23 protein-coding genes and 1 pseudogene are annotated in these 22321 nt (G+C 60.3%); 12 read left to right on the top strand and 12 right to left on the bottom strand.

Annotated features, from left to right (window positions below; translation table 11 throughout):
* Nucleotides 1-279: 279 nt before the first annotated feature.
* The 4 genes from EJD88_RS12875 (at nucleotide 280) to moaE (ending at nucleotide 2914) form a co-directional block, all read left to right on the top strand.
* Nucleotides 280-1674: a PhoH family protein gene (locus tag EJD88_RS12875; RefSeq protein WP_032886372.1), complete on the top strand. Its 1395-nt coding sequence runs from the start codon at nucleotides 280-282 to the stop codon at nucleotides 1672-1674.
* A gap of 75 nt (nucleotides 1675-1749) precedes the next feature.
* Entirely contained in the window at nucleotides 1750-2223 is a 474-nt protein-coding gene (moaC, locus tag EJD88_RS12870; protein ID WP_099584952.1) for a cyclic pyranopterin monophosphate synthase MoaC, read from the top strand.
* Nucleotides 2220-2462 (top strand): molybdopterin converting factor subunit 1, encoded by a 243-nt coding sequence (gene moaD / locus EJD88_RS12865; RefSeq protein ID WP_099584953.1) that lies wholly within the window; start codon nucleotides 2220-2222, stop codon nucleotides 2460-2462. Before moaC ends, moaD begins: the two co-directional genes overlap by 4 nt.
* A 2-nt stretch (nucleotides 2463-2464) precedes the next feature.
* Nucleotides 2465-2914, top strand: coding sequence for a molybdopterin synthase catalytic subunit MoaE (gene moaE, locus EJD88_RS12860; protein WP_158878129.1), 450 nt, complete (start codon nucleotides 2465-2467; stop codon nucleotides 2912-2914).
* Between the two features lie 86 nt (nucleotides 2915-3000).
* Here moaE and rhlB read toward each other — a convergent pair whose 3' ends face one another.
* The gene (gene rhlB, locus EJD88_RS12855) at nucleotides 3001-4464 is read right to left on the bottom strand and encodes an ATP-dependent RNA helicase RhlB (protein WP_178121990.1); all 1464 of its coding nucleotides are present in this window, start codon (nucleotides 4462-4464) and stop codon (nucleotides 3001-3003) included.
* Nucleotides 4465-4559: 95 nt separating this feature from the next.
* On the bottom strand, nucleotides 4560-5216 hold the full coding sequence (locus tag EJD88_RS12850; RefSeq protein ID WP_158878127.1) for an alpha/beta hydrolase: 657 nt from the start codon (nucleotides 5214-5216) through the stop codon (nucleotides 4560-4562).
* Nucleotides 5217-5564: 348 nt separating this feature from the next.
* Between EJD88_RS12850 and EJD88_RS12845 the strand changes: the two genes are divergently transcribed.
* The 4 genes from EJD88_RS12845 to EJD88_RS12830 all read left to right on the top strand — a co-directional run bounded on the left by EJD88_RS12845 (nucleotide 5565) and on the right by EJD88_RS12830 (nucleotide 9734).
* The gene (locus tag EJD88_RS12845; RefSeq protein WP_017526224.1) at nucleotides 5565-6596 is read left to right on the top strand and encodes an amino acid ABC transporter substrate-binding protein; all 1032 of its coding nucleotides are present in this window, start codon (nucleotides 5565-5567) and stop codon (nucleotides 6594-6596) included.
* Between the two features lie 72 nt (nucleotides 6597-6668).
* On the top strand, nucleotides 6669-7850 hold the full coding sequence (locus EJD88_RS12840) for an amino acid ABC transporter permease (RefSeq protein WP_158878126.1): 1182 nt from the start codon (nucleotides 6669-6671) through the stop codon (nucleotides 7848-7850).
* Between the two features lie 10 nt (nucleotides 7851-7860).
* Entirely contained in the window at nucleotides 7861-8958 is a 1098-nt protein-coding gene (locus tag EJD88_RS12835; protein WP_158878125.1) for an amino acid ABC transporter permease, read from the top strand.
* Between the two features lie 11 nt (nucleotides 8959-8969).
* Nucleotides 8970-9734 (top strand): amino acid ABC transporter ATP-binding protein, encoded by a 765-nt coding sequence (locus tag EJD88_RS12830; RefSeq protein WP_003171943.1) that lies wholly within the window; start codon nucleotides 8970-8972, stop codon nucleotides 9732-9734.
* Between the two features lie 58 nt (nucleotides 9735-9792).
* Here the strand turns inward: EJD88_RS12830 and EJD88_RS12825 are convergent, their stop codons facing one another.
* Both EJD88_RS12825 and EJD88_RS12820 read right to left on the bottom strand, forming a co-directional pair.
* A complete protein-coding gene (locus tag EJD88_RS12825) occupies nucleotides 9793-10287 on the bottom strand; it encodes a type II toxin-antitoxin system MqsA family antitoxin (RefSeq protein ID WP_099584959.1) in 495 nt (164 codons plus the stop codon).
* Nucleotides 10284-10595: pseudogene (locus EJD88_RS12820) on the bottom strand (type II toxin-antitoxin system MqsR family toxin). The gene EJD88_RS12825 and the pseudogene EJD88_RS12820 overlap by 4 nt, the downstream one beginning before the upstream one ends.
* 230 nt (nucleotides 10596-10825) lie before the next feature.
* On the opposite strand from EJD88_RS12820, the gene EJD88_RS12815 reads away from it, so the two are divergent.
* Nucleotides 10826-12091: a CynX/NimT family MFS transporter gene (locus EJD88_RS12815; protein WP_158878124.1), complete on the top strand. Its 1266-nt coding sequence runs from the start codon at nucleotides 10826-10828 to the stop codon at nucleotides 12089-12091.
* On the opposite strand, the gene EJD88_RS12810 is transcribed toward EJD88_RS12815, so the two are convergent.
* The 8 genes from EJD88_RS12810 to EJD88_RS12775 all read right to left on the bottom strand — a co-directional run bounded on the left by EJD88_RS12810 (nucleotide 12088) and on the right by EJD88_RS12775 (nucleotide 19810).
* Nucleotides 12088-12735, bottom strand: coding sequence for a DUF1120 domain-containing protein (locus tag EJD88_RS12810; RefSeq protein ID WP_158878123.1), 648 nt, complete (start codon nucleotides 12733-12735; stop codon nucleotides 12088-12090). The genes EJD88_RS12815 and EJD88_RS12810 overlap by 4 nt on opposite strands.
* Before the next feature lie 17 nt (nucleotides 12736-12752).
* The gene (locus tag EJD88_RS12805; RefSeq protein WP_178117252.1) at nucleotides 12753-13892 is read right to left on the bottom strand and encodes a DUF1120 domain-containing protein; all 1140 of its coding nucleotides are present in this window, start codon (nucleotides 13890-13892) and stop codon (nucleotides 12753-12755) included.
* Between the two features lie 10 nt (nucleotides 13893-13902).
* Nucleotides 13903-16302, bottom strand: a complete 2400-nt coding sequence (locus tag EJD88_RS12800; protein ID WP_178117257.1) for a fimbria/pilus outer membrane usher protein — start codon at nucleotides 16300-16302, stop codon at nucleotides 13903-13905.
* A 156-nt stretch (nucleotides 16303-16458) separates the two neighbouring features.
* The gene (locus EJD88_RS12795) at nucleotides 16459-17163 is read right to left on the bottom strand and encodes a fimbria/pilus chaperone family protein (RefSeq protein WP_158878122.1); all 705 of its coding nucleotides are present in this window, start codon (nucleotides 17161-17163) and stop codon (nucleotides 16459-16461) included.
* 27 nt (nucleotides 17164-17190) lie between these two features.
* The gene (locus EJD88_RS12790; RefSeq protein WP_112196911.1) at nucleotides 17191-17811 is read right to left on the bottom strand and encodes a DUF1120 domain-containing protein; all 621 of its coding nucleotides are present in this window, start codon (nucleotides 17809-17811) and stop codon (nucleotides 17191-17193) included.
* Between the two features lie 79 nt (nucleotides 17812-17890).
* A complete protein-coding gene (locus EJD88_RS12785; protein ID WP_099584965.1) occupies nucleotides 17891-18508 on the bottom strand; it encodes a DUF1120 domain-containing protein in 618 nt (205 codons plus the stop codon).
* Between the two features lie 39 nt (nucleotides 18509-18547).
* Nucleotides 18548-19162: a DUF1120 domain-containing protein gene (locus EJD88_RS12780; RefSeq protein ID WP_158878121.1), complete on the bottom strand. Its 615-nt coding sequence runs from the start codon at nucleotides 19160-19162 to the stop codon at nucleotides 18548-18550.
* A 48-nt stretch (nucleotides 19163-19210) separates the two neighbouring features.
* Nucleotides 19211-19810, bottom strand: coding sequence for a DUF1120 domain-containing protein (locus EJD88_RS12775; RefSeq protein ID WP_256673688.1), 600 nt, complete (start codon nucleotides 19808-19810; stop codon nucleotides 19211-19213).
* Nucleotides 19811-20117: 307 nt separating this feature from the next.
* On the opposite strand from EJD88_RS12775, the gene EJD88_RS12770 reads away from it, so the two are divergent.
* The 3 genes from EJD88_RS12770 to EJD88_RS12760 all read left to right on the top strand — a co-directional run bounded on the left by EJD88_RS12770 (nucleotide 20118) and on the right by EJD88_RS12760 (nucleotide 22315).
* Nucleotides 20118-20924 (top strand): response regulator, encoded by an 807-nt coding sequence (locus EJD88_RS12770; RefSeq protein WP_099584968.1) that lies wholly within the window; start codon nucleotides 20118-20120, stop codon nucleotides 20922-20924.
* 188 nt (nucleotides 20925-21112) lie between these two features.
* On the top strand, nucleotides 21113-21748 hold the full coding sequence (locus EJD88_RS12765) for a response regulator transcription factor (protein WP_099584969.1): 636 nt from the start codon (nucleotides 21113-21115) through the stop codon (nucleotides 21746-21748).
* Nucleotides 21749-21844: 96 nt separating this feature from the next.
* The gene (locus EJD88_RS12760; RefSeq protein ID WP_112193583.1) at nucleotides 21845-22315 is read left to right on the top strand and encodes a nuclear transport factor 2 family protein; all 471 of its coding nucleotides are present in this window, start codon (nucleotides 21845-21847) and stop codon (nucleotides 22313-22315) included.
* The last annotated feature ends 6 nt before the right edge of the window (nucleotides 22316-22321 follow it).

Genomic DNA, 22321 nt, shown 5'->3' with positions numbered 1-22321 from the left:
GGTGATTTTGTGCGACGTTTCGAGGCAGGCGGACTTCCGACTTTAACGGGGTGCATGGCACTCGGCTAGTGCTATTCGTCATCCTGAAAAATAAACTTCAAAAAAGCGTCAAAGTGCTTTTTTCTGTCATGGGTTTTGCGGTATTACGAAGTCAGATCGCCGAAACCTGCACCACAGGTGGCGTCTTCCAAGACTCCTTTTGCGGTGTGTTCGGCGGTCAATCGAGGCGCAGCACTGTCGTGGTATTGCGTCGACTGGCTCCCACAAAGGTGACCGAGTATGGATGATCATGGACGCACCCCTTCTTCCGACCAGCCAATCCTTTATGTGCTTGATACCAACGTACTGATCCACGATCCAAACGCACTGCTTAACTTCGAAGAACACCACGTCGCCATCCCGATGATTGTGCTTGAGGAACTCGACAAGCTCAAAAGTGGGCACCACAGCGTTGCCGCCGAATGCCGCCAGGCCATCCGCCTGATCGACAAGACCCTGGGCGAAGCCTCACCCGAGGATGTTGAAGTCGGCGTGCCGATCCAGCGTGGCAAAAGCGGGCCCAAGGGCTTGCTGTCGATCCTGATGAGCAAGCGCAGCGAGCCCAACAGCCTGCTGCCGGAAAACCTCAACGACAACAAAATCATCAACCAATTGATCGACCTGCACGCGCGCGACAAGGACCTGCGCCTGGTGCTGGTGACCAAAGACATCAATATGCGCCTCAAGGCCCGAGCGTGCGGGATTGCGGCCGAGGACTACAGCACCGACCAACTGGTCGATGACGTTTCAATGCTGTCCCGGGGTTATCACACGGTGACCGGCTCGTTCTGGGACCTCGTGAGCAAGGTCGAAACCCGTCAGGACCACGGCCGCACCTGGCATCAGGTGCAACTGATCGACAACCTGCCGGCCGTGCACATCAATGAATTCATCATCGACGAACAGGGTTTTGTAGGCTGGATCAAGGAGATTCAGGTCGACAAGCTGCTGATCCTCGACCTGCATCAGGAACCCCTGCTACACCAGGAAGCCTGGGGCCTGAAACCGCGTGACATCTACCAGAGCCTGGCGCTGTACGCGCTACTCGACCCGGACATCCACCTGGTCAATCTGACCGGCGCCGCGGGTTCCGGTAAAACCATCCTCGCCCTGGCCGCTGCTATCGAGCAGACCATGGTGACCAAACGCTATCGCCGCATCATCGCGACCCGCAGCGTGCAGGGCCTGGACCAGGAAATCGGTTTCCTGCCCGGCACCGAAGCGGAAAAAATGGAGCCGTGGTTGGGGGCGATCACCGACAACCTCGAAGCCTTGCACATGGATGACGAAAACACCCATGGCAGCGTCGACTACATCCTCAGCAAAGTGCCGTTGCAGTTCAAATCCCTCAACTACATCCGAGGTCGCAGCTTCCAGCAAAGCCTGATTTTGATTGATGAATGCCAGAACCTCACGCCGCACCAGATGAAGACCATCATCACCCGTGCCGGCGCCGGTTCAAAAGTGGTGTGCCTGGGCAACCTGGCGCAGATCGACACCCCTTACCTGTCCGCGACCAGCTCCGGGCTGACCTACCTGACGGAACGCTTCAAAGACTTCCCCAACGGCGTGCACATTGCGCTGCAAGGGGTGCCTCGCTCGATTCTGGCCGAATACGCCGAATCCCATCTGTAAACGCGGTCACTGTGGGAGGGCGCTTGCTCCCTCCCACATGGTTTACACTCGCGGCTCCTGATCAGGAGTATCGCTGTGCTGACTCATCTCGATTCCCAAGGTCGCGCCCATATGGTCGACGTCACCGACAAGTCCGTGACGTTCCGTGAGGCGGTGGCTGAAGCGCGGGTGCGCATGTTGCCAGGCACCCTGCAAATGATTGTCGACGGCGCCCACCCCAAGGGCGACGTGTTTGCCGTGGCCCGCATTGCCGGGATCCAGGCTGCCAAGAAAACCAGTGATCTGATCCCGCTGTGTCATCCGTTGATGCTTACCGGCGTCAAGGTTGAACTGAGCGCCGATGGTGTGGACGCCGTGCATATCGTGGCGCGCTGCAAACTGTCCGGGCAGACCGGCGTAGAGATGGAAGCACTGACCGCTGCCAGTGTCGCTGCACTGACGATCTACGACATGTGCAAGGCCGTGGATCGCGGCATGACCATCGAAAGTATTCGCCTGCTGGAAAAACTGGGCGGCAAGAGCGGGCATTTCAAGGCGGATCAAGTATGAGCATTAACGTACTGTTTTTTGCGCGCTATGCCGAAGCGGTGGGCTTCGATTCGCTGGAGATGGAAGGTGAGTTTGCCACCGTTGATGCCGTGCGCCTGGCGCTGGCCGGTGACCCCGAGTTCGCAGTCCTCAACGAGACGAGCCTGATGTGCGCCCGCAACGAGGAGTTGTGCAGCCTCGACGAACCGGTGCAAGCAGGCGATGAAGTCGCGTTTTTCCCGCCCGTGACCGGAGGCTGAGCATGGCCATCCGTGTGCAGGTCCAGGCGTTTGATCCCGGTGCCGAAGTCAACGCCATGCACGCGGCCAACGTGGGCGTGGGCGCGGTGGTGAGCTTTGTTGGTTATGTGCGCGACTTCAATGACGGCCGCGATGTGTCGGGGATGTTCCTGGAGCATTACCCCGGCATGACCGAAAAGGCCTTGGCCAAGATCGTCGTGGAAGCCGAGCAACGCTGGCCGTTGCTCAAGCTCGAAGTGCTGCACCGCGTTGGCGCGTTGGAGCCGGGTGAGCCGATTGTGTTTGTCGCGGCCGCCAGTGCCCATCGCCAGGCGGCGTTTGATGCGTGTGCGTTTGTGATGGATTACTTGAAGACCCGGGCGCCGTTCTGGAAGAAAGAGAACACCCCCGAAGGGGCGCGCTGGGTGGAAGGGCGGGACAGCGACCACGCTGCCGCGGATCGCTGGAAATAGCCCGCCGAACACCTCTCTTAAAATCACCTCAAATCAAATGTGGGAGGGGGCAAGCCCCCTCCCACATTTTTACTGCATTCCAAGCCTTAGGGGCGCTTGCGCTCCACGGCACGCAGCAAGTGCGTCGGCGGTGTCTCGCAGCTGATCTTGCGGCCCAGCAAGGTCTCGATCGATGGCAACTGATACGAGTCATCTTCTCCCGCAAAGCTGATCGACACACCCGCAGCACCCGCACGGCCGGTACGGCCAATCCGGTGCACGTAGTCGTCCGGCACTTCCGGCAGGGTGAAGTTGATCACGTGGCTGATGCCGTCGATATGAATCCCGCGCCCGGCGACGTCAGTGGCCACCAGCACGCGGATCTTGCCTTCGCGGAAACCTTCCAGGGTCTTGATGCGCTTGTGTTGTGGCACATCGCCCGACAGTTGCGCGGCGTTGACGCCGTCGCGCACCAGGCGCTCTTCGATACGGCGTACTTCGTCCTTGCGGTTGGCGAACACCATGACGCGCTCCCAACCGTTGTCGTTGATCAGGTTGTAGAGCAGCTTGTACTTGTCGGCACCGGCCACAGCGTAGATGTGCTGTTCGACGTTTTCGCTGGCGACGTTCAGCGCTTCGATTTCGACGATGGACGGGTCGGTGGTCCACTGCTTGGCGAGGTTCATCACGTCTTCGGTGAAGGTCGCGGAGAACAGCAGGGTCTGGCGCTCGTTTTTCGGCGGGGTCTGGCGAATGATCTGGCGCACTTGCGGGATGAAACCCATGTCGAGCATGCGGTCGGCTTCGTCCAGCACCATCACTTCGACCATGTCCAGGTGCACGTCGCCGCGCTGGTTGAAGTCCAGCAGGCGGCCAGGGGTGGCGACCAGGATGTCGCAGTGGCGGGCTTCGAGATGCTTGAGCTGTTTATCGAAGTCCATGCCACCGACGAAGGTCATCACGTTGAGGCCGGTGTACTTGGTCAGGTCGGCGGCGTCCTTGGCGATCTGTACCACCAGCTCCCGGGTCGGGGCGATGATCAGCGCGCGCGGTTCACCCATGTAGCGCTCTTTCGGCGGCGGTGTTTGTAGCAGCTGGGTGATGATCGAGATCAGGAACGCGGCGGTCTTGCCGGTGCCGGTCTGGGCACGGCCGATGGCGTCTTTGCCGGCAAGGGTGAAGCCAAGCACCTGCGCCTGGATCGGCGTGCAGTAAGGGAAGCCCAGGTCCTGGATGGCGTGCATCAGTTCCGGAGCCAGTTTGAAATCGTGGAAGCGGGTTTTACCTTCCTGGGGCTCGACGACGAAGTCTTCGAGTTTCCAGGGAATGACGACCGGTTTGGGCGCACGTTCCCGGCGCGGCTTCGGGGCTGGCGCGGCTTCAGCCTGAGGTGTCGCCTGTTCGAGCGGTGTCACCGGCGGCGTCTTCGGCTGCGCGACAGGTGCGGTCCGGCCGGGCTGTTGGCCGTCATTGCGGCTGCCGGAGGAGGGGACAGGAGCACTGGGAACAGGCGCGAGCGGCTCAGCCTCGCTTTTGCCGAACATCTTCTTGAGTGCTTTGAGCACGGTGATCTCATTAATTGGTTAAGGAATGTACGCCGGCCAGTGTAATGCAAGAATCGGGCGCGGCGTAGTGCGTCTGTCATACGGCTACATAAACGCGGAGTTCAGCGCAGGCGCTCGGCCAGCCAAGTGCCGATATCGCGTATCTCTTCAGGTAACACTTCGTGACCCATTGGGTATTCCTGCCATGTCACGGTGACACCACGGCTCTTCAGGTGCTCGTACGCCGTACGGCCCATGGCGTTCTGTACCACGTCGTCGTACTGGCCGTGCAGGCACAGGGCCGGAATGCGCTGCTGGCTGGCCGACAATTCCAGCTCATCACCAAAGGTAGGCGCGTAAGTGGAGAGGGCGATGACGCCACCCAGCGGGCCTTCCCAATTCATAAACGCAGTGTGGAAGACCACGGCGCCGCCCTGGGAAAAACCCGCAAGAAAAATTCGCGAAGCGTCTATTCCGGTTCTCTTCTGGGCCTCGATCAAATCCGTGAGCATTTTTGCCGATACTTCCAGCTCTTCCAGACTGATGGAACGCGCCGGGCTCATGGCCTTGATGTCGTACCAGCTCGGCATCTCGTAGCCGCCATTAATAGTCACCGCACGGGTCGGCGCCTGGGGCAATACAAAGCGGGTGGTCTGCAATTCTTCCTGCAACGCTTCAGCCACCGGCAAGAAGTCGTAGCGATCGGCACCCAGGCCATGCAACCAGATTACGCAGGCGTCTGCGGGCTTGGCGGGCTGAAGAATCAAGGGCTCGGTCATGTCTGCTCCATAAATGTGCGTGCGCTCCGATTAAGTGCGACGGAACGGTGCGCTAGAGGTTGATCTGTTAAGAGAATGTCGCAAGGCTGAATCTTTTTCTATTGACCATGGGCTGAAACGACTCAGCCGCGACTCTGGTACGCGCCTTGCTACGTGTAGGTCGATGTCAGAACTTTCTTGTGACGGTAACACTATCAGTGAGTGCCGCTTGTAGGAAAGCAGCTGGAATTACCGCGACAGCCTCATGCCGCTCGGCCCTAAAAAAAACCAACACGGGTCGATATCGCCTCATAAGGGTGCGCTGAGGTTCGGAGCTTCGACACAACAAGAGCGTATTTGGAGGTTTGAATGAAGGTATTGAAATCCACCCTGGCCATCGTTTCCGCGGCCGCTGTACTGGGTGTCAGTGGTTTCGCCCAAGCTGGCGCCACTCTGGACGCCGTGCAGAAGAAAGGCTTTGTGCAATGCGGTGTGAGTGACGGCTTGCCGGGTTTCTCGGTACCGGATGCCAGTGGCAAGATCCTCGGGATCGACGCTGACGTTTGCCGCGCTGTAGCCGCTGCTGTGTTCGGCGACGCGACCAAGGTCAAGTTCAGCCAGTTGAACGCCAAGGAGCGTTTCACCGCGCTTCAGTCCGGCGAAGTCGACATCCTTTCGCGCAACACCACCATGACCAGCTCCCGTGACGCAGGCATGGGCCTGAAATTCCCGGGCTTCATTACCTACTACGACGGCATCGGCTTCCTGGTAAACAACAAGCTGGGCGTCAAAAGCGCCAAGGAACTGGACGGTGCAACCATCTGCATCCAGGCCGGTACCACCACCGAGCTGAACGTTTCCGACTACTTCCGTGGCAACGGTCTGAAATACACCCCGATCACCTTCGACACCTCCGACGAAAGCGCCAAGTCGCTGGAATCCGGTCGTTGCGACGTGTTGACCTCCGACAAGTCCCAACTGTTCGCCCAGCGCAGCAAGCTGGCCTCGCCGAAGGACTACGTGGTTCTGCCGGAAACCATTTCCAAGGAACCCCTGGGCCCGGTCGTGCGTAATGGCGACGACGAGTGGCTGGCTATCGTGCGCTGGGTAGGCTACGCCATGCTCAACGCTGAAGAGGCCGGTATCACCTCGAAAAACGTTGAAGCTGAAGCCAAGTCCACCAAGAACCCGGACGTTGCACGTCTGCTCGGTGCTGACGGCGAATACGGCAAAGACCTGAAAGTGAAGAAAGACTGGGTCGTACAGATCGTCAAGCAAGTCGGTAACTACGGCGAAGTGTTCGAGCGCAACCTGGGCAAGAGCACCCCGCTGGAAATCGACCGTGGCCTGAACGCGCTGTGGAACAACGGCGGCATTCAATACGCACCCCCTGTGCGCTGATCGCTGATGGTTCTGTCACCCGGTGGGCCAACCGCCGGGTGATGTTCTGTTCCATTCTTTCCGGGGCACTTCATGCAAAATCAAATCGGCGCACCAAAGCAGAAGCTCAGCTTCAGCGATCCCAAAGTGCGTGCGTGGCTCTTCCAGATCATCACGATTGTGGCGGTGGTCTCGCTGGGTTGGTACCTCTTCAACAATACCCAGACCAACCTTCAGCACCGGGGCATTACCTCGGGTTTCGACTTTCTTGAGCGCAGTGCCGGCTTTGGCATCGCGCAGCACTTGATCGACTACATCGAATCGGACAGCTATGCCCGCGTCTTTGTAATCGGCCTGCTCAATACCTTGCTGGTGACCGTGATCGGCGTGGTCCTGGCAACCTTGCTCGGCTTCATCATCGGCGTGGCGCGCCTGTCACCGAACTGGATGATCAACAAGCTGGCGACGGTGTACGTGGAAGTGTTCCGCAACATTCCGCCGTTGCTGCAGATCCTGTTCTGGTACTTCGCGGTGTTCCTGACCATGCCGGGGCCGCGCAATAGCCATAACTTCGGTGACACCTTCTTTGTCAGCAGCCGAGGCCTGAACATGCCGGCAGCGCTGGCCGCTGACGGGTTCTGGCCCTTTGTGGCCAGCGTGGTGGTGGCGATCGTGGCAATTGTGCTGATGGCGCGTTGGGCCAACAAGCGCTTTGAAGCCACTGGCGTTCCGTTCCACAAGTTCTGGGCGGGCCTGGCGCTGTTCATCGTGATCCCGGCGTTGTGCGCCCTGATCTTCGGTGCACCGTTGCACTGGGAAATGCCCAAGCTGCAAGGCTTCAACTTTGTCGGCGGCTGGGTGCTGATTCCTGAATTGCTGGCACTGACCCTGGCACTGACTGTTTATACGGCAGCGTTTATCGCCGAGATCGTGCGTTCGGGCATCAAGTCCGTCAGCCACGGCCAGACCGAAGCTGCGCGCTCCCTGGGCCTGCGCCCTGGGCCGACGCTGCGCAAGGTCATCATCCCGCAAGCCTTGCGGGTGATCATTCCGCCGCTGACCAGCCAATACCTGAACCTGGCGAAAAACTCGTCGTTGGCCGCCGGTATCGGTTACCCGGAAATGGTTTCGCTGTTTGCCGGCACGGTGCTCAACCAGACCGGCCAGGCCATCGAAGTCATTGCCATCACCATGAGCGTGTACCTGGCGATCAGCATCAGCATTTCCCTGCTGATGAACTGGTACAACAAGCGCATTGCGCTGATCGAGCGGTGAGGAAACGCCCATGAGTACGCATACGTTCAAACCTGATATGCCGCCGCCGAACAAAGTCTTCGGCCCGGTGGCATGGATGCGCGCCAACCTGTTTTCCGGTTGGCTCAACACCCTGCTGACCTTGCTGTCGCTGTACCTGGTCTACCTGGTAGTACCGCCGATCCTGCATTGGGCCATCCTTGATGCGAACTGGGTCGGCACCACACGCGCCGATTGCACCAAAGAGGGCGCCTGCTGGGTGTTTATCCAACAGCGCTTCGGGCAGTTCATGTACGGCTACTACCCCGGCGACCTGCGCTGGCGTGTAGACCTGACCGTGTGGCTGGCCATCGTTGGTGTGGCGCCGTTGTTCATCTCGCGCTTCCAGCGCAAGGCGATCTACGGCCTGGGCTTCCTGGTGCTGTACCCGATCATCGCCTACTTCCTGTTGCACGGCGGCATCTTCGGCCTGGCCAATGTGGCGACCAGCCAATGGGGCGGCCTGATGCTGACCCTGGTGATCGCCACTGTCGGTATCGCCGGCGCCTTGCCCCTGGGCATCGTGCTGGCGTTGGGACGGCGTTCGAACATGCCGGCGATTCGAGTGGTCTGCGTGACCTTCATCGAATTCTGGCGCGGCGTGCCGTTGATCACCGTGCTGTTCATGTCCTCGGTGATGCTGCCGCTGTTCCTGCCGGAAGGCATGGGCATCGACAAGCTGCTGCGGGCGTTGATCGGCGTGATCCTGTTCCAGTCGGCCTATGTGGCCGAAGTGGTGCGCGGTGGCTTGCAGGCGATTCCCAAGGGGCAGTACGAAGCGGCCGCCGCAATGGGCCTCGGTTACTGGCGCAGCATGGGCCTGGTGATTCTGCCGCAAGCCCTGAAGCTGGTGATCCCCGGTATCGTCAACACGTTTATTGCGCTGTTCAAGGACACCAGCCTGGTGATCATCATCGGCCTGTTCGACCTGCTCAACAGCGTCAAGCAAGCCGCCGCCGACCCGAAATGGCTGGGCATGGCCACTGAAGGCTACGTGTTCGCCGCCCTGGTGTTCTGGATTTTCTGTTTTGGTATGTCGCGCTATTCCATTCATTTGGAACACAAGCTCGACACAGGCCACAAGCGTTAGGAGTTGTTGTTATGAGCGAAGCAATCAAACAGCCTGTGAGCCCTGAAGGCATTATCCAGATGCAGGGCGTCAACAAGTGGTACGGCCAGTTCCACGTGTTGAAAGACATCAACCTCAACGTCAAGCAGGGCGAGCGTATCGTGCTGTGCGGCCCGTCGGGTTCGGGCAAGTCCACCACCATCCGCTGCCTCAACCGTCTGGAAGAGCACCAGCAGGGCCGCATCGTGGTCGATGGCGTGGAACTGACCAACGACCTCAAGCAGATCGAAGCGATCCGCCGTGAAGTCGGCATGGTGTTCCAGCACTTCAACCTGTTCCCGCACCTGACCATCCTGCAGAACTGCACGCTGGCACCGATGTGGGTGCGCAAGATGCCCAAGCGCAAGGCCGAAGAAATCGCCATGCACTACCTGGAGCGCGTGCGCATTCCGGAGCAGGCCCACAAGTTTCCGGGGCAACTGTCCGGCGGCCAGCAACAGCGTGTGGCGATTGCCCGCGCCCTGTGCATGAAGCCGAAAATCATGCTGTTCGACGAGCCAACCTCGGCGCTGGACCCGGAAATGGTGAAGGAAGTACTCGACACCATGATCGGCCTGGCCGAAGACGGCATGACCATGTTGTGCGTGACCCACGAAATGGGCTTCGCCCGTACCGTGGCCAACCGCGTGATCTTCATGGACAAGGGCGAGATCGTGGAACAGGCAGCGCCGAATGACTTCTTCGACAATCCGCAGAATGACCGGACCAAGTTGTTCTTGAGCCAGATTTTGCATTGATCGATAGATGATGCTTGAAAATAAACCCGGCCTTGGCGCCGGGTTTATTATTTGTGATTTATGAGGCTTTCAGCGTTTCAGTCTCGTCGTGGACGGTATAGGTGAAAGCGCCACGCAAATCAGCACCTTCGGCCAGAATTCTTGCTTGCGCCAGCAAATGCGGATGGCGATCCAACAACCGAATCAGTAGCACTAAGGGCTTGGGCGCAAGAAGCTCGCCGCGTTCGTAGCGAGAGAATGCGTTGTGACCGGCCCCGGACAGCAAATCTACTGCCTCTTTTTGCGTAAGGTGCAGTTTGCGGCGGGTACGTTTAATCTCGGCGCCGATCATTTTCCGAGCGGCGAGGGTGAGTTCGTCTTTCGCTTCGCCGTAACGGTCAGCGCTGTCGTTGTCGGGATCCCAGAAACCGTCGCCACACACCTCGCATTCCCAGCCTGAAAGATTATCGACCCGACGCTCCATGCCTTTGATGCGGATGGTTTCACTGCGTCCCTCGTAATAGCTCAACGCATCAGGAGCGCCACAGATGTAGCAAAGCTCTTTTTCTTTCATGGGTTTTTCTCCTTGAAGGAGACTACCGGAGGCCTACCGTCAGTGCGGTATGTGACCTTGATGTAAATCTCCTTACCTTTTGAGTGGATGTGAAACACATCTTGCCAAACTCGATGGTCTCCCTAGGTGGTCATCGACTTGTGCAGCATCCAGTTCTGCAGCTCATAGATGACCTCCTGCATATCCTTGATACTAAGGCCAAGAGCATCGCCGCACTCTTCTGCAGTGCGGGTAAACGCCTTCCTTCCAAGCCGCCTGACATCCGCCTTTATCCCCGCCAGATCGTAATGAGGTGTGTACTTTTCCATAAGACACCTGAGCCGAATAATTACCCTCTAAGGGTAATTTTACCAATCGAAAATACTGCTCCTTTTCCTGCCTAAGAACCGTAGTGCGTTGCCTTTGTAGGCAGCGCTGAATAGGCTGTAGGAAAATTCATCCTATGGTTGGGCGAAAGTCCGCATCCCACGACAGACGACCAGCGTCGGTCTGACGCCTGGTGGACCCCGTGCCAAATCCATCTGCCGATAGTTGATCAATGAACCTTCCATCCAAACACACGACCGAACTCGAAGAACTGTTGATTGACGCCGAAGCCGACGATGACGTCGTGCAGCACGCGCCTGCGACGGTGAACCGCCCCTGGCTGTTGCTGTTGGGCCTGGTGCTGGTGGCGCTGAACCTGCGTCCGGCGCTGTCCAGCATGGCGCCGGTGCTCGGTGACGTATCCAGCAGCCTGGGCTTGTCGGCGGCCAAGGCCGGTCTGCTGACCACCTTGCCCGTGCTGTGCCTGGGGCTGTTTGCGCCCATGGCTCCGATCCTGGCGCGGCGTTTTGGCGCTGAGCGCGTGGTGCTGGGGATTTTGCTGACACTGGCTGCCGGTATCATCCTGCGCAGTTCCTTCGGCGAGGTCGGTCTGTTCGTCGGCAGCCTGATCGCCGGCGCAAGCATCGGCATCATCGGCGTGTTGCTGCCGGGTATCGTCAAGCGCGATTTCGCCAAGCACGCGGGCACCATGACGGGGGTCTACACCATGGCGCTGTGCCTGGGTGCCGCGCTGGCGGCGGGGGCGACGGTGCCGTTGAGTCACTATTTCGGCGACAACTGGACTGTGGGCCTGGGCTTCTGGATGCTGCCGGCGCTGGTGGCGGCGCTGTTCTGGTTGCCGCAGATCGGACAGAAACACGGCGCTCACCGTGTCGCGTATCGGGTGAAGGGCTTGTTGCGTGATCCGCTGGCCTGGCAGGTGACCCTGTACATGGGGCTGCAATCGTCCCTGGCCTATATCGTGTTCGGCTGGTTGCCTTCGATCCTGATTGACCGAGGCTTGAGTGCCACCGAAGCAGGGTTGGCGCTGTCTGGCTCCATTATTGTGCAGCTATTGAGTTCCCTGGCCGCCCCGTGGCTGGCCACTCGTGGCAAAGACCAGCGCCTGGCAATCCTGGTGGTGATGCTGCTGACGTTGGGCGGGCTGTTCGGTTGCCTGTATGCGCCTTTGGACGGTTTGTGGGGCTGGGCGATTCTGCTCGGCCTGGGGCAGGGCGGCACCTTCAGCCTGGCGCTGACCTTGATCGTGTTGCGTTCGCGAGATGCCCATGTGGCGGCCAACCTGTCGAGCATGGCCCAGGGCATCGGGTACACCCTGGCATCCCTCGGCCCGTTGGCGGTTGGGTTGATGCATGACTGGACCGGTGGCTGGGCGGCCATCGGCTGGATTTTCGCGGTGATCGGCCTGGGCGCGATCATCGCTGGGCTGGGCGCCGGGCGTGCGCGGTATGTGCAAGTCAACAGCGAGAAACGCTAGAGGTACACGACCTCCAAGGTGGCCAGGCCATCGAGTCGGGTGTCGCTGCTCAGGTCCAGGTTTTGCGTGGCGTTGATCACGGTCTCGACCTTGACCGTGCTGATCAGCTCCTGGATCGCCGACGGCCCGGCCGTGCTGCCGGCGATGGCGGTGAAGCCCAGGTAGCTGTTGGCGCCAATGTTGATCGGGTTGAGGTTGGCGGTACGCCAGGCCAGCCCGCCCGTGGTGGACTCGGTGCCGTAGACCTGCGTGGTGCTGTCGACCTGAGTCTGGCGAGGGTCGAAGGTCATGGAATACAGGCCGATGCGGTTGCCGCTCTTGTCCAAGCCCAGGCCGTAGTAAATCTCGCTGTTGACCATGGCCGAGCCGTCCCGATTGTCGTGCATGCGCAAGGCGAAACGGCTTGGCGCGCTACAGTCGATGCTGACTTGCAGCAGCTTGACCGGCAGACGGGTGCTTTTGTCCGGGCTCAGGTCTTGGTGGGACATTTTGCCGTAGTCGATCATTGCACCGTTGGACAGTAATGGATTGCACGCGGTGGGCGTGATCCGACCCTTGACCGCCAGATCCACGATCGAAGCGGCCTGTGCATTGGGCGTACTACCGAGCAGCAGGGTGAAAAGGGCGATGTCGTGCTTTTTCATGAGGCTGATCCCAAGGGTTACAGGTAGATGATTTCGAGGGTGCCGGAGCCGTTGATGCGCACTACGTGGCGCAGGTCCAGGGATTGAGTGGGCGCCAGGTAGGTTTTGATGCGCACCGTACCGGACAGGTTGCGCAGCGCGATCGGGCCCTGGGTGTTGCCGGCCTTGTCGGTAAAGCCCATGTAGCTGTTGGCGGCCATGGGGATTTGCCGTTGGCTGGAACTGCTCCACGCCGCGCCATTGCTGGTGGAGTCGGTGCGGTACAGGGTCCTGAAGGTGTCGGCGTTGAATTCACCTGGGTCGATTGTCAGATAGAAGCGCCCGATTTTATTGTGGCTGGCATCCAGGTCCAGGCCATAGGCGGTCTCATCGATACCGCCGGTGGCCGAGCCCTGGCGGTTGTCATGCATGCGCAGGGCAAAACGCGTAGCGGCGTCGCACATCACGCTAAAGCGCAAGGTTCTGCCGGGCAAAGGCGTTTCGAGGGTGGTATTCAAGTCTTTGGCCAGCAAGGTGCCGTAGTCCACGATGCCGTGATCCGACAGCGTGGGTTGGCAGGCCACGGGGGCGAAGTGCGCACGCAGGTTCAGTTCGCGAGAGCGGCCATGCTGGGGGCTATAGAGCGTCCCGGTGGCTTCCCAGGTGGTGGCATCCCGTACTTGGGTGGCGGCAGGGTCGGCCCAGGCGCGCAGGGTCAGTTGCAACGACAGATTCTGGCCGGTGACGACCGCACCTCGTTGCACGGGCGTGATGCCATGAGCGGGAAGCCAGTCCAGAGCTGTCGCGCTGGTCAACGGTGGCTGGCCAGGTGCGGGGAGCAGGCCCAGTTCCACGCGGTGCCCATCGAGCACGGCATGGCCGGCTTCGACGGCGTAGCTGCCGTGCTCGGTCAATTGCAGACGCTGCGCATTGGCGGCCAGGGCGCGGTAGAACAGGCTCATGTCGTCGGCCTTGGGGCAGGTGAAGCTCAGGCTCAGGCGGCGCTCGCCCAGCAAGCGTTCAGCCGCGCTGTCGTCCTGGGCGAGGCGGCTCATCAGGCCGAAATCCACCAAGGGTTCGCTCACATTCAATTGGCATTCGTCCGCAGCCAGGGCGGTGCCGGCAACGCCAATCAATAGCCACAGGCTCAGTTGATGCAGACGGGTGACAAGGGGCATGGCAGTGTCCTCAAGGTTGATGGCAGCGGGCGGGTGCGGTTTCGAAATACACCGAGGGGTCGGCTTTTTCCGGCAGTTCGAAGCGCAACTGGCAGCGGCTGCCGTCCGCTCGGGTAATCCATAAGGCTGGCTGCTCAAGCACATTGGGCAAGAACACCTGGCTGCCTTCCTGGACCAGGGTGACAAACTCGCCACGGGCGCTGCTGACGGAGGCCCCCGTGGGCAGCGGTGCGCCCTGGTCAGTGCTGACTGTGAGCAGGGCGCGGCGCGTCAGGCCCACGCCAAACTCGACTCGGTCCACGGCACCGCGCCCGGCCGAGATCATCGCCAGGCCGTTGCTGATGTCGGCATTGCGCGGCAACGAACGGGTCTGCACTTCCACCAGGCTGCGGCCGTAGGCGTTGACCTGGGGCACCACCGCCTGGCCTTGCCAGTCGGTCCAGACCGGGCCGCTGGGGGTGCTGAGCTTGACGCCGCTCATGTCGCCCACCGACACCAGGGCGAAGGTGTCGCGCACGGGGTAGGGTGAAAACGTCACGCCGTCGCCGTGCATCACCACGCCGCCACGGGCGCCGCCTTGATAGCTGGAGCGCTCGCTGTCGGAGCGGCTGTAGCTGACGTCCAACTGGCTGTAGCGCGGCAGTGCCGACACGCCCAGGGTGGTTTCCACTTGACGGTCGCGGCTGTCGTGTTCGGCGCTGACCCGATAGCTGAGTTGATCGTCCAGCTGTTCAGTGACGCCCATACCGGTGCGGTTCTCACCGGCTGAGTTACGCACCCAGCCACGCACCCGGCGATTTTCGCCCAGTGGTGCACTGATGTTCAGGTACACCGCATTGTCCTGTTGCTGGCGCCCGCCCATTTGCCATTCGGCACTGGCCGACAAAGACACGCCGCCTACACTGGTGCCCCAGGAGGCCAAGGCGCGGCTGCTGCTGTCGCCATCGAAACGGCTGGCCCGTGAAAACCCGGCACTGAATGCGCCGAGCCACGGATGGGCCCAGCCGAGCGTTATGCTTTGTTGATCGCGATAGCGGGAGTGCTGCTGGCCGGTGTCCCGTTCGTAGGTGCTTTCTTCGAGTTCACGATAGCCGGGGGTGCGCCAGGAGTTGGCCGCGCTGAATGACCATTGTTCGCTCAAGCGCTGGGACCAGGACAGATCGGTTTGTGCGCCGCTGACCTGTTCTCTGCCACTGGCATCGGACAGTTGCGTGGACAGCTGGATCTGGCTGTCCAGCCACGGCAGCCAGCCCAGGCTGGCACCGGCAGAGCGGTATTCATCGGCCGCCAGCAGGCCGCCGCCCAAGGTCACTTGCGGGTGCACGGTGCCTGTCCAGCCGGCGCTCACCACCCAGGGATCATCGCCCTGGGCATCGCCGATATTCCGCACCCGTCCGGCGGCGACCGAGTAACCCGGTGCAGGCAAACCGAGGCCGAGCATGGCGGCCGGCACGGTGAAGCGTCGTTCGCCGCCGACGCTTTCCTTGACCGTGACCTCCACGTCCGAACGGGTGTTCAAGCGTCGTACGTCGTTCAGCGCAAACGGCCCGGCGGGTACGACGGTGGAGTGAATCAGCGCGCCGTTCTGCCGGACTTCGATTTGCGCCGCACTGTTGGCGATGCCTTCGATCACCGCGCCCTGGCCTTGCTCCAGCAGGGCCTGCTCGGTCAGCACCTGTACGCCAGTGATCTGTGCGCCGGACAACACCGGGTTGTAGAGGTTGATCTGCCCGGCCTGCAACACCGCTTGATGGCTGGCAAAGGTGCGCTGGGCATAGGCCTCCAGATGGGTCGTGCGCGAGAGGCCATCCTGCCATGTCCGCACCTGACGGCTGCGCACGATCCAGTCACCGGCATTGAAGCCGACTTCAGTATTGGCCGAGCCAAACCGGCTGGCGTCATCGCCATAGCGGTTGTAGAACCCGGTCAGGTCGTAATTGAGCAACCCGGCAAAGCCGCCGGTTTGATAACCCGATACATCCTGGGGTGTTGGCCGCAGGGCTTCGGTGGGCACTACCAGCTGCACCGACAGGTTGGCGGGATCAGGCTCCACCAGGCTTTGCGGGTATCGCGCGATGAAGTCATGACAGTGCTGGTCGTCGTCGGGAACCACCAGGTTGGCGGCGTCCAGCAAGGCGCGGTCGAAGCACAGTGTGCCCTGCTGATCAAAGCTGACCCGCACCCGCTCACGTTGCTGACCGTTGACCCGCAGGCTGACCAGATGTTGCCCGGCGGTAAAGCGCGGCGCATCCAGCAGCAGGCTGGCCAATTGCGGGTCGATGCCCCGTTGGTGCAGGGTTATGGCGTCGAAGCCGGACGCCGGAGCGCCCTCTGCCCAGCCTTTGGCCGGCAGCAAGGCGCACAGCAGCAACGTGATCGGCAAGGCGGGGCGAGGCGGTGTTTCGGGCATGGCTTTGCCGTCACGGTAACTCAATACTGTTTTCACGAAAGGCACTCGAATAGTGAACGCCCAGGCCCGGTTTTTCCGGCGCATGCAGGCGTTCCGGTGATAGTCAATGAGCTATCACTTCGTTATCCAGGCATCTGGCGCGCCTGTTTTGTGGGGTCAGGGCGTGATGGGTGCTTCGTAGGCCGCAACGGCAAATCCGTACACCGTGGCCGGCTGTAACTGGACTTTAGTCGCTGGCCCTCCGCTGGCCGGCACGCTCAATGCTTCACCCGGCAGCACATAGGTGCGCGGCAACATGGCCTTGCCGTCACCGGGCAGCAAACGCAGCTCCTGGGCCAGGCGCACCACATAGGGCGTGTCGTTACGCACCTGCAACATGCCATCGCGCAATGACCAGGTCAGGTCAGTCCAGGGCGTGCGGTTAAGTGCCAGGCCCTTTGGATGCACGATCACCGGCAGGTTCTGGCGCACGGTCACACCCACGCGTGCATGGCCTGCTTGCGTAGCGGCCCGGCCCTGGGGCATCCCTTCGAAAATCGCGCGCTTGAGGCGCTGGGTTTTCAGTGGCGTCTGGTTTTGCAGAATGAAACGCACCAGTTGTGATTTGGACGGTTCCACCCGTGACAGCGGCGGCGTGACCACCAGCAGCGGCTCAGTGTCTTCGGGGACGTCTTGCAGGGTCACATGCAGCAGGGCGAGTTTGCTGTCGGTATTGGTCACCGAAATCGCCACCTCGCCCTCGGCTTCGTGAACGATCACCACAGAGCTTTCGGGCACCATGCCGTCGGCTTTGACTTGAGTGCCGAGCAAGAGCATCAGGGCGATAAAACCGGCGGCGGTGTTTGAACATAACGTCGTCATGACGGGGTATCCGTTGGGGCAAAAAAGTTAGAGGTAGCGCAAGTCCAGCACGATGGAACCATCAAGCGGCACGTCTCGATCCAGGGTCAGGTGCTCTGTGGCGTCGATTACCGTGTCGACCCAGAGCTGGCTGAACAACTGGCTGATGAAGTCGGGCTGGCGCTCGCCTGGTAGTGCAAAGCCCATATAGGTCTGTGGTGTGGCAGCGGACTGCGGGACCCAGGTCTCGCCGTTGTTGATCGATGCCAACGCCTGCATGTGCTGTCCATCCCCTATCGAGTCGCGGTAGCTGAGCGACACCGACCCCAGGCGTTGTCCCGGTGCATGAGCGTTGACTCCAAGGCCGAATGTTCCGGGGGTTATCGCGGACTCCGGACGGTTGTCGATACCTACCAGGGCAAACAGCATGGGGCGTGTGCAGATCACGCTTAATTCGAGCACCCGCCCGGGCAGTGCGGTAGGTGCCGAGGCGTTCAGACGGTAGGTGGGAATCTTGCCGTGTTCGACGGTGCCTTCATCGGACAGCTCGACGCGGCAGGCATCGGGCGTGAGTCTGCCAGTAACCGTGAGGTCGACAAGCGAGTCGGCAATGACTTCGTTGGTGGTTAGCGGCAAAAGCAGTACTAGAAAGCGAGCATACGAATTCATCGGTTCATCACTGGCACACATAAGCACGACTATCGGAAAACCCATGCCGGGCATATGCCCCGGCATGGTGGGCAAGGCATTACAGGTACTTCACTTCAAGTGTGGCCGAGCCATCGATGGGGACTTCGTTGCTCAGGTCCAGGCTGTCGGTGCGGGCGATGACGGTCTCGACCTGCATATCCATGACGACCTCTTTGGCGGATAGCGGTTGAGTGTCGTCATCCATGGCTGCAACGGACATGTACAGGCCCGGGTCCCAGAAGCGCTCGCTGTACCAAGTGTTACCCGCGTCATTGGAGGCAATCGGTTGCACTGGTACGCTGTCGGCAATCGGGTTGCTCAGGATCAGGTTATACCGCCCCAGTTTCTGGTTGCCGTTGATCAGTCCCAGGCCGTAGCTGGTAGGACCAGTGGCTGAGCCGGCGCGGTTGTCGACCGAGTGCAGGGCAAACTGAATGGGCGCATCACATATCACGGCGATGGTCATGGTGTGAGTGCCGATCAGCGTCGGGTTGTCCGGGCGCAGGTCTTTTGCCGAAATCTTGCCGTGATCGATCACCCCGCCGCTAGACAGGCTAGGGGTGCAGGCGCTGGGGACGATCAGGCCTTTGACGGCCAAGTCCACCGTGGAGGCCGCAAAAGCGGCTGGGGACGCGAGTAGCAGGCAGGCAGAGAGAGTGCTAAAAATTTTTTTCATGGCGGACGAGTTCCTTTCGGTTGCATTTTTCTGCAGTAATTACAGATAGTTGAGTTGCACAGTGGCATGACCATCCACGGGGACTTCATCGATGAGAGTCAGGCGCTCGGCAGGTGCGATATGGGTATAAAGGCTGAGCTGTGCGTCCAGGTTCTTGACGGCGATGGGCACCAGTTCGTTGCCCATCGCAACAGCGGTCAGCATGACGTGATTGAGCGCCACTGCCGGTTTCCAGGTCATGCCGCCGTCCTCCGAGACGATGGGGCGGGCGGGTATGCCGTCGGCGACCAGCTCGCGCAAGGCAAGGGCTGCGCCCCCCAGTTTCTCTCCGTCGGGTGTCATGCCCAACCCATGCCAGCTATCATGATTGGCCGAGCTGCCGGCGCGGTTGTCGATGGTGTTCAGGGTAAAGAAGGTCGGGCCTTCACAGCGCACGCTAAACTCCATCGCCTGGTTGGGCAGTGAGGTGAATTGTTCAGCATTGAGTGTCTTGGCCGACATCTTGCCGAAATCGACCACGCCGCCACTCGACATCAAGAGTTCGCAGGCGCTGGGAGTGATGCTGCCTTTGATGGCGAGGTCCGTGTTACTGGCTGCAAACACCATTGGCGTGAATAGCAGTACCAGCGCAGCGCGAGTGGCAAATGTGCTCATGGATAAAGAACCTTTGTGAGAAGAGGTCGATGGACGGGGGGGTTAGGGCTACAGGTAAACCACTTCCAGAGTGCCGGAGCCATCGATGGGCTCTTCGTTACTCCAGTCGAACTGGTCTGCGCGTGCGATCTGGGTCCCTACTTCAAAATCCAAGGTCAGTTCCTTCACCGGAATCGGCATGCTGGCGTCGTCCAGGGCGCCTACGCCCCATAGGGTCTGTAGTTCCCAGGCCCACTCCGCATACCAAGTTTGCCCGCCATCTATAGAGGCAATCGGTTGGACGGCGGTGTTGTCAGCAATCATGTTTCTTGGCGTCAGGGAAAACCTCCCCAACTTCTTGTTGCCATTAATCAGGCCAAGGCCGAAGTCGCTGCCTCCGATGGAGGTACCCGTGCGGTTATCGATGGGCCTGATGGCGAAGTGGGTTGGTGCTTCGCAGTTGAGGGAAAATTGCAACATAACCCTTGGCAGGGACGTAGGGTTGTCCTGCACCAGATCTTTTGAGGCGATCTTTCCGTGATCGACCACGCCTCCGCCTGCAATTACAGGCGTACAGGCACTTGGGGTGATCACGCCTTTTACGGTCAGGTCCACAGTGCTGGCTGCAAAGGCGGGTAGAGTGGTCGCGAGCAACAGGGCGGTGCTCATCAGGGACATCTTCATTTCAGGTTGTTCCAGTGCAAAAACAGACGAATTACAGTGCCAGGGCAAAGCCTGACGTTGGAGAGGGGCGCAATTTATCGGGCGACCTGAGGCGGGGGGAATACAACTATTACGACAATGCTGGAGTGCACTGAATAGCGTCGGAAGAAATCCGAGCATGTGTAGGAAGTGTTGAGCTTTCGTAGTTGTTGTATCGCCATAAAAATGGTCATAGGGATACTTGGTGGGTTTTTAAGCAGTCATTTGAATGTCAAAAGAGGGCAGTAGGACCGACCGTAACAACGAGGTGATCATGCCGTCCTGCCCACCGCCTGGCGAAGTGCCTGACCTGCAATCGGCACTGTCGGCCCATTGGCAGCATGTGACCGTATTGGTGGTGGAAGACCATTCCACCTACCGCGCCTTGCTGGGCTGGTACCTGGGGGCGCTCGGGCTGGGATTTGAGCTGTTCAGCGATGGGCGCAGCGCCCTGGCAGCGATCGTCAGCCGGCCCTTTGATCTGGTGATCACTGACTGCCAGATGCCCCTGATGGATGGCTACCGGATGACCCGCGCCATCCGTCTTCGCGAGCGCATCAACGGCCTGGCACGCATGCCGGTGATTGCCTTGACCGCCAACCTGACACTCCACGATCAGCAACGATGTCGCGCCGCCGGCATGGACGCCTGGCTGCGCAAACCGCTGATGCTGCAACAACTGCGCAAGGTGTTGCTGTACTGGTTGCCCGGCCCCGGTGCGCTGCCGCCGGTGCGCAAGCCCACCCCGCCCGGCGTGGCATGGCCCACCCGCGCTGATCTTGTCCAGACCTTTGGCAGCCAATCGGCGGTGGACATGATGCTCGCAAGCCTGCTGGTCGCCGCGCGGGAGGACAGTGCACTGCTGGAACATGCGCGCCTCACGTGCAATACGGCAATGACTGCCGAGCGTTTGCATCGCCTGGTGGGCAGTCTGGCGTTTCTGGGTGGGGTTGGCCTTGAGGCCAGAGGCGTTGAGTTGATTGAGCAGGTCCAGGCTCACGGCGTGATGTCGGTCAGGGCCGAGCTGGAAGTGTTCCAGGCGGACCTGCAGGCCTACATCACCTACTTGACCAGCCTGTAGGAGGCCGACGGTTTGCCGAGTGTTGATCGGTTTTTTTATGTAGGTATTTTCTTTTTGTTTTGTGGGGAGTTGCTTATTGGCTACCAAACACTGGACGAGACTCCCGGCTCATTGTCGTGAGCGGTTGTTGAGGATCGCCCACGGCGCTATTTTGCCTGCGTCCAAGTTGCCATCATCCGTGGGTGCCTATGCTTCAAGTAATTATTGCTGACGATCATCCCATTGTGCGTATCGGGCAGCGGGTCGTGATCGAGGCGAATGGACGGTGCAAAGTAGTGGGGGAGGCCGATGGGCCCGATGAGTTGCTCAGGTTGCTGGGCAGCACACCCTGCGATGTGCTGGTGACCGATTTCGCCATGCCGGGTGGCCAGCAGGCTGACGGTTACGGCCTGCTCAGCCTGTTGCAGCGCCAGTACCCGGGGTTGCCGGTGATTCTGGTGACGATGTTCGCCAATGTGGCCACGTTGCGTGCGTCGTTTGCCCACGGGGCACAGGCCATTGTGGCCAAGAGTGCCTCGGCCAAGGAACTGCCTCTGGCGATTAAGGCGGTCAGTGAAGGCAAGACCTTTGCCAGCGAATGTCTGCGAGTACAAATGGTGGAGGCGGGTACCGGCGATCAGTCTCAGCAGCCGCAGCTGTCGGACAAGGAGCGGGAGGTGGTGCGCATGCTGGCCAGCGGCATGACCGTGAGCCAGATCGCCGCACGGGTCAATCGCAGTATTTCAACCATCAGCAAACAGAAAAGCACGGCGATGCATCGGCTGTGCATTTCCACCGATGTGGACCTGTTCGCCTACGCGCGTAGCTGTGGCATGGTGCCTTAGCGCTTAGCCTGCGGTATTAGCCTGGTAAATGCCGATAGTGTTCCGCGCGTTTGCGCACTATCGTACGCAACCCCTATGGCTTTTCGGAACCTGTCCATGAGCGACGCCCATAACGCTTTGATCACCGAGTTCTACAGCGCTTTCCAGCGCCTTGACGCCGAGGCGATGGCGGCTTGCTACACCGATGATGTGGTGTTCAGCGACCCGGCCTTCGGCGAACTGCGCGGACGTGATGCCGGCGATATGTGGCGCATGCTCACCACCCGCGCCAAAGACTTCTCCCTGACTTTCGACAACGTGCGCAGTGATGACCACAGCGGCGGCGCGCATTGGGTCGCCACCTACCTGTTCAGCGCCACGGGCAACACCGTGGTCAACGATATCCAGGCGCGGTTTGTGTTCCGCGACGGCAAGATTTGCGAGCACCACGATCACTTTGATTTGTGGCGCTGGTCGCGCCAGGCACTCGGCACCAAGGGCCTGTTGTTGGGTTGGACGCCGTTGGTGAAAAACGCCGTGCGTGCCCAGGCCAATAAAGGCTTGAAGGCATTCCAGGCCAGTCGTTGATACGCT

This window comes from Pseudomonas sp. PB105, from assembly GCF_009764655.1.
Classification (GTDB): domain Bacteria; phylum Pseudomonadota; class Gammaproteobacteria; order Pseudomonadales; family Pseudomonadaceae; genus Aquipseudomonas; species Aquipseudomonas cyclaminis.
This window is presented reverse-complemented; position numbering and strand designations above follow the sequence as displayed.